Genomic DNA, 7,516 nt, shown 5'->3' with positions numbered 1-7,516 from the left:
AGATCAGCCATCCGTTCAACAAGATGAAGTATGGTGTACTTCTTATCAACATAATCGGACTGCTGTTCTGTGGCCTTTTCCTCGGCAGGCTGTTTGCCATAGAGTCGATATCCAACATATGTTTCCTGCTCATGGTTGTATTTGCATTTGCTGCGGAATCTATGTTCAGATATTTGACACTGTTTGTTGAAAAGCTCAGCAGCTTCTTTGGAGACGAGAAGAACAGACGTAAGATCAGAAGAAAGATAAGGAAATATAACATTTTTAAGTAGAGAATTGTCGAAAAAAGAATATAATAAACATAAAGATATACTCATAAGAAGCAACATTGTTTTTTATGAGTATGTTTGTTTATAAGGATGATATGAACAGCTTAGATAACAGGAGGTATGCATGGCAAATTCAACTAAAAAAGCACTTGAGGCATCTCTGAAAAAGCTTCTCAAGGAGAAGCCATTTGACAAGATAACGATAGCGGATCTCACTGGAGACTGCGGGATAAGTAGAATGACATTCTATTATCATTTTCAGGACATATATGAGCTTGCCGAGTGGGTGTGTATAGAGGATGGGAAGCAGGCACTGAAGGATAAGAAGACCTACGATACCTGGCAGGAGGGCATGATACAGGTGTTTGAGGCTGTGCTTGAGAACAAGCCCTTTATCGTAAATATATATAGGTCGGTGGATAAGGCAAAGATAGAAAACTATCTATATAAGCTGTCGTACCAGCTCATAGCGGATGTAGTGGATGAGAAATGCGCAGGGGATAATCTTTCTGAGAATGATAAGCAGTTCATAGCAGACTTTTACAAGTATGGATTTGTTGGAATTATGCTTGACTGGGTAGACGAGGGGATGAAAGACGATTATCATAAAATAGTGGAGCAGCTTAGCACCACGCTTCGTGGAAATATAGCAAATTCTATTCATAATTTTGAAATCGAGATGTAAAAGCAGAAGATGGATCAGGATAAAGAAACCTGTTACTACGGGGATATACGGGAGAGCACTTATGAGTCGAACATCAGATATGAAAAAGAGATTGCCGGGGATAATACTGATAACAGGGGGGATCGTGCTGGTTGCTATGGTCATCCAGGCGGTCATACTGAGCTTTATCAATAACAGGAGTTTTGACAGGACCTCGCAGGTGCTGCTGGATCAGGTCAGCAATGTAATTGAGAAGAATAAGGCAAGTGAGGAAGATCTGATAGACTCCCTCAAGGAAGATTATATGGTCAGGGCTAAGGCTGTGGCGTATATAGTTGATGCAAAGCCTGAGGTGGCAAATGATGTGGATGAGCTCCGCAAGATTGCTGCACTTATATCTGTTGATGAGGTGCATTTGTTTAATACGGATGGCGTGATATATGCTGGTAGCAATCCCGAATATTTTGGATATAGCTTTGATTCCGGGGAGCAGATGGCGTATTTCAAGCCGATGCTTGATGACAAGAATCTCACCATGTGTCAGGATGTCACTCCGAACACATCAAATGGTAAGAAGATGATGTATGCAATAACATGGAACGATGATGGAACCAAGATGATACAGGTTGGAATCGAGCCGAGAAGACTTCTGAATGAAGTAAAACAGAATGAGATATCCACGGTGGTTGCCAATATGCCTATGTATGATGGTCTGAGTGTTGTAGTGGCAGATGGCGAATCGGGAGAAATATATGGATGTTCATATGAACCGGTAGTAGGGCTTACTCTTGATGAGATCGGCATTTCGGTGACTGATGATATGCTGCCGGACGATGAAGACAGTTTTACAGGCATAAGAAGGATTAATGGATTTAGAAACAGATGTGTATTCCGAAGATCCGGAGAGTATGTGATCGGGGTCATATATAGAATGGATGTGAATAGCCGGAGTAATATGGCAATCATGGTTATCATGGCACTGTATCTGTGTTTTGCCGCCGGCCTGGTGGTAAACATGGTGATGAAGGTGATCCGTGCGAACCGGGAGAGAAATGAACAGCTGTCAATATTGACATCCATGTCGGGGATGTATTACAGCATGTATATGCTTGATCTTCAACATGATACATTTGCCCTCTATACCGCAGGAGACCTGATATTGAGGGCTGGTGAGCGGGCAGCAGGGGCGAAGGAACTTATGAGGAAGATCGTTCATAAGGTGGTTGTGGATGAACATCAGGCAAGTGCCCAGAAATTCATGGATCTTGATAGTCTGGGGGACAGGCTGATCAAGAAAAAGATTGTATCAGGTGAGTTCATGGTGAAGGATCTTGGATGGTTCAGACTGTCATTTATATCGATAGATGTTGACGAGGACGGACGTCCTTTAAAAGTCATATTTACCACCAGAAACATAGATGAAGATAAGAAACGGGAGCAGAAGCTGATAAGAAGGTCTTATACAGATGAGCTCACAAAATGTTATAACAGGAGTGCATATATAGATGATGTCAGGGAGCTGCCGGGAGATTCTGTATATGTGTATGTGTCCATGGATGTAAATGGGCTTAAGCCAGTGAATGATACCCTGGGACATGCGGCTGGAGATGAACTGCTTCAGGGTGCTGCCGAGTGTATGGAGCAGTGTTTTGGAAACTATGGTAAGGTGTACAGGATGGGCGGTGATGAATTTGCAGCCATCATCTTTGTAAATACCAGAAGGCTGAAGAGAGTGCAGCAGGAGTTTGATGACGTTGTGCGTGGATGGTCTGGACAGTTGGTGAAATCCGTATCGATATCATGTGGCTATGTGTCAAGTGATGAGAAGGACTGGGAGTCATTTGACGAGATGGTCAAGGCTGCAGATGAGAGAATGTACGAGAACAAGGCGGCATATTACAGGCAGGAGGGCGTCGATAGAAGGTATCGCTAGAGTACATATGCAATATAGATTTATACAAAATGAGTGGAATGATAAAATTTTTATCATTCCACTTTTTTGTAAATATGAAATAAAAATTGGGCAAGCTATTATAGAGGCATGAGATAAAGATAGACGGCAGACTGAAAGGAGAATTGCTTATGTCAAAGAAAAAGTTAGGAATCGGAATAGCAGCGGTGGCAGCAGCCGGCGCAGGAGCAGCAGCTCTCACAGTTAAAAATCATAATAAGGCAAAAGTTCAGAAGGAGAAGGCTGCGGCTGAACATGCTGAGTACCGCAATACGGAGCGCGGAAAGCATGAGAAGAACAGTAAGGGAATCTATTATACAAATGGTAACTACGAGGCATTTGCCAGACCGAGAAAGCCGGAGGGCGTGGATGACAAGAACGCATATATAGTGGGAAGTGGTCTTGCATCACTGGCAGCAGCTTGCTTCCTTGTACGTGACGGACAGATGCCGGGCTCACATATCCATATTCTTGAGGCCATGGATATAGCGGGCGGTGCGTGCGATGGAATATTTGATCCTGCCAGAGGCTACGTCATGAGAGGTGGACGTGAGATGGAGAACCATTTCGAGTGCCTGTGGGATCTGTTCAGAAGTATACCTTCCATAGAGACACCAGGGGTATCGGTTCTTGACGAGTATTACTGGCTGAACAAGGAGGATCCAAATTACTCACTGTGCAGAGCAACAGTGAACAGAGGCAAGGATGCCCACACAGATGGCAAATTCAATCTGAGCCAGAATGGCTGTATGGAAATCATGAAGCTCTTCATGACAAAGGATGAGGATCTGTATGACAAGACGATAGAGGATGTATTTGACGATGAGGTATTTGATTCAACATTCTGGCTGTACTGGAGGACGATGTTCGCATTTGAGAACTGGCACAGTGCGCTGGAGATGAAACTTTACTTCCAGAGATTCATACATCACATCTCAGGACTTCCGGATTTCTCGGCCCTCAAGTTCACGAAGTACAACCAGTATGAGTCGCTGATCCTTCCGATGGTGAAGTATCTTGAGGCTGCGGGCGTGACATTCCAGTACAACACGGAGGTCACAAATGTCATATTTGACATGAGAGACGGCAAGAAGATAGCAAAGACCATCGAGTGCAGGGTAAATGGGACTGAGAAGGGTATTCCACTCACTGAGAATGATCTTGTATTTGTCACAAATGGAAGCTGCACGGAGGGAACTATCTACGGTGATCAGAACCATGCGCCAAATGGTGACGCAGAGGTCAGGACAAGCGGCTGCTGGAGCCTGTGGAAGAACATAGCTGCACAGGATCCTTCATTTGGCCATCCTGAGAAGTTCTGTTCTGATATATCTAAGACAAATTGGGAGTCGGCCACAGTAACAACACTGGACGACAAGATCATCCCATACATCGTGGATATCTGCAAGCGTGATCCGAGAACAGGAAAGGTTGTCACGGGTGGTATAGTGAGCTGTCAGGATTCAAGCTGGCTGATGAGCTGGACCATCAACAGACAGGGACAGTTCAAGACCCAGGACAAGGATAAGGTGTGTGTATGGGTATATGGCCTGTTCACAGATGTTCCGGGCGATTATATCAAGAAGCCTATGAAGGACTGCACAGGTAAGGAGATCACAGAGGAGTGGCTCTACCATCTGGGAGTGCCTGAGGATGAGATCGAGGAGCTGGCCACAAACAGCGCAGTCTGTGTGCCAACTATGATGCCATATATCACCGCGTTCTTCATGCCTAGAGCAAAGGGCGACAGACCGGACGTAATTCCAGACGGATGTACCAACTTTGCATTCCTCGGACAGTTCGCCGACACTCCTCGTGACACAGTGTTCACCACAGAGTATTCAGTGAGAACAGCCATGGAGGCTGTGTATGGACTCCTCGGTGTGGACAGAGGTGTTCCTGAGGTGTGGGGAAGTGTGTACGATATCCGTGAACTGCTGGACAGCAGCGTGAAGCTCATGGATGGCAAATCTCCGCTTGAGATAAATCTTGGACCTCTGAACAAGCTCAAGAGACCTATACTTAAGAAGATCCAGGGCACGGTGATTGAAAAGGTACTGAGAGACCACGATATTATAAAAGAGGGTATGCTGTAGGTTGAAGTTAATATAGAGTAATAAGAAAGTTCCATGTGTCTGCACGGTGCAGATGCATGGAACTTTTTATATGTTTGAATTAGTTTGGAGACGGTTGTTAATTGCTGTTTCTTTTAGAATATACAAAGCTGGCAACTAGCCAGATGAGGCAGGCGGTGTTTCCTGATGCCTGACTGAATACATAATCCAGTGTGGATATGTCGGCGCCCATGGCCTGTCTGATGTCAGGAATGAGCACAAATATAAGCTGCCATGTGATGATGTGAAATACGATCATGCTCCTCTTCATGACAGTTCTGCCTGCCAGCAGCGATATAAGACTTGTGAGCATGAGCAGTGCCGTAGGTATGTACACTATGCTGACGGCTGGAAAGAGCAGATTGTAGTAGTCGTCAACATATGCGATGGCCTGTTCTCTTCCAATGTGTTCAGACAGATAGGTTACCCAGTAAGCGAGTGTTCCCACGAGAAAATGCAGTGTCGCGGCGGACGCGACATACATGAGCCCTGCGTATTTGACGAGTGCCCTTGTCTTGCGGTACTTGGGAAGTATCTGCTCCGATATGGCGTCTATGCCAAATGCATAGAAGAACATACCGACAAGACCTGTCACAAGCAGCAGAGCCACTCTCCACAGCTGGAAATCCCCGTTCAGATATGCCCCCCTCACATAAAGTCCTTTGTCCGCGGGTGATGCGGGTACTATGCTGATACACAGATCCCCCACGATCAGGAGCGCTGCGCCGAGCGCGCCCAGCAGGCAGTTCCTTTGGTATTTAATTTTTTCTTTCTGTTCCATGTAATCCCCCTTGTAAATAATCTATATGGTTAGCATAAACTAACTAGAACATATCATATACGAGGAGATAATTGAAGAAATATTTGCCAAAAACAAGTCGCGCCAATGGGGAAAGAAAATTGACTTTTTTCGTGTATAAAAATATACTTTCCATATATATACAATAAAAGATGCTTAAGAATGGAGGTACATTATGAGGGGAAGATGGAAAAAGGAGATTTTGTTATTTGTGATAGGTGCAGTATGGGGATTCATATATTGGGGCAATACGGTGTGGAATCCTGATGTGCAGTACCTCTTGCAAGATATAAAACATATAAAATTGCCGCTTAACTGGCATTGGATATTTGACTCAGGTGTGCATCTTGGCATAGCGGCTCTTGTGTTGGCGGTTGGCACACTGTTGATTCTATGGATACTGCGCTTTTTATCAGATTCACGTAACACACATGGGCTGATCATAGCCGGCCAGTGGTTCACAGATCTGATCTTATGTTCATTTCTGACTGGCGTGATCCTGTTCTATTTTAATAAATGGTTCCTATACAAGATTATTGGCGATAAAGGTGATGTCGTATTTTCCATAGCATATTTGTTTGTATACATATTGATATATATGATACTGTGTTCATGGTTTGATATATCCATTGAGAGGGTACAGAGAAAACCAAAGAAGAATTGCAGTCTGCTTATATGTCAGGTTCAGAATCGTGAGACATTTATGGATGTCAAGGAACTAGTAAAGAATTGCAAGTACACAGAGTGCTATACGTTGATGAAAAATAATCAGGAGAGATTGTCTCCAAAACAGTTCTGGGTCATAAGGGAGACGAACTTTACAGGGAAAAAGATGACAGCCGAGTGGAGATATTATGCAAATGGTGACTATGTAGAACTGGATGATGAAGAGCTTGCGACCAGGTTGCTGCTTGCTGAGAATGCAAAGAATATAGACTGGCAGTTATAATCGTATATAATGTTGTTAGTCTATGATATAAAAGACACGAGAGAGAAGTAAATATGAAAAAGATAGAGATAAACGACAAATGGATGCAGAAAACCAGTGTTGTGTGGCTCGGTGCCATGCTGTGCTGCCTGCTGTGGGGAAGTGCATTTCCGTGTATAAAGATAGGTTATGGACTGTGGAATATAGAGAGTGCGGATACATCGTCACAGATACTGTTCGCAGGTATGCGATTCGTGCTGGCGGGTATTCTTGCCGTGATATTTGGAAGTCTGCTGGAAGGAAGATTCATCAGGCCGGAGAAGGGCTGCGCCGGCAAGATAGCGTGGCTGGCGATGCTGCAGACAGTCATACAATACCTGTTCTTTTATATAGGTCTCGCACATACAAGCGGAGTCAAGGCGTCCATCATAGAGGCAGTAAATGTATTCGTTGCCATCATAGTGTCAGGATTCATATTCCATCAGGAAAATGTCACTGCAAAGAAGATGCTTGGCTGTCTGGTTGGATTTGCGGGAGTTGTCCTCATAAATATGAACGGAATGAACTTTCAGATGAGCCTGTCAGGAGAGGGTGCGATATTTCTGTCGACAGTGGCTTATGCATTTTCATCGGTGTTCCTGAAGCGATATTCGGTAAAACACAATCCGGTTATGCTCAGTGGCTACCAGTTTATAGTTGGCGGAATTATTCTGTCGGCTGCCGGTTTTGCCATGGGAGGCAGACTCAGCACCGTATCCACAGGTGGAGTTTTGATGCTCATATATCTGGCT

At 44.5% G+C, this 7,516-nt stretch carries 6 protein-coding genes and 1 pseudogene; 6 read left to right on the top strand and 1 reads right to left on the bottom strand.

Annotated elements, in window-relative coordinates; genetic code table 11:
- From CCU_RS07110 to CCU_RS07095, 4 genes and pseudogenes are all read left to right on the top strand, one after another.
- A pseudogene (locus CCU_RS07110) lies at positions 1-272 on the top strand (cation-translocating P-type ATPase); the annotation flags it as partial.
- Positions 273-393: 121 nt separating this feature from the next.
- A complete protein-coding gene (locus CCU_RS07105) occupies positions 394-954 on the top strand; it encodes a TetR/AcrR family transcriptional regulator (RefSeq protein ID WP_015534103.1) in 561 nt (186 codons plus the stop codon).
- A 61-nt stretch (positions 955-1,015) separates the two neighbouring features.
- Positions 1,016-2,866: a GGDEF domain-containing protein gene (locus tag CCU_RS07100; protein ID WP_015534102.1), complete on the top strand. Its 1,851-nt coding sequence runs from the start codon at positions 1,016-1,018 to the stop codon at positions 2,864-2,866.
- Between the two features lie 149 nt (positions 2,867-3,015).
- Positions 3,016-4,980 carry an oleate hydratase gene (locus tag CCU_RS07095; protein WP_015534101.1) on the top strand — a complete coding sequence of 655 codons (1,965 nt, stop codon included), beginning with the start codon at positions 3,016-3,018 and terminating at the stop codon, positions 4,978-4,980.
- Positions 4,981-5,077: 97 nt separating this feature from the next.
- Here CCU_RS07095 and CCU_RS07090 read toward each other — a convergent pair whose 3' ends face one another.
- A complete protein-coding gene (locus CCU_RS07090; RefSeq protein ID WP_004851544.1) occupies positions 5,078-5,779 on the bottom strand; it encodes a DUF6796 family protein in 702 nt (233 codons plus the stop codon).
- 193 nt (positions 5,780-5,972) lie between these two features.
- Between CCU_RS07090 and CCU_RS07085 the strand changes: the two genes are divergently transcribed.
- Both CCU_RS07085 and CCU_RS07080 read left to right on the top strand, forming a co-directional pair.
- Complete coding sequence (locus CCU_RS07085) at positions 5,973-6,746, top strand: hypothetical protein (RefSeq protein ID WP_004851542.1); 774 nt, start codon at positions 5,973-5,975, stop codon at positions 6,744-6,746.
- A gap of 53 nt (positions 6,747-6,799) precedes the next feature.
- On the top strand, positions 6,800-7,516 hold a 717-nt coding region (locus tag CCU_RS07080), incomplete at its 3' end, for a DMT family transporter (protein WP_208896073.1).

This window comes from Coprococcus sp. ART55/1, from assembly GCF_000210595.1.
In the GTDB taxonomy this organism is placed as follows: Bacteria; Bacillota; Clostridia; order Lachnospirales; family Lachnospiraceae; genus Coprococcus; species Coprococcus aceti.
The sequence above is the reverse complement of the archived record's forward strand: the minus strand, read 5'-3'. Positions and strand labels throughout refer to the sequence as shown.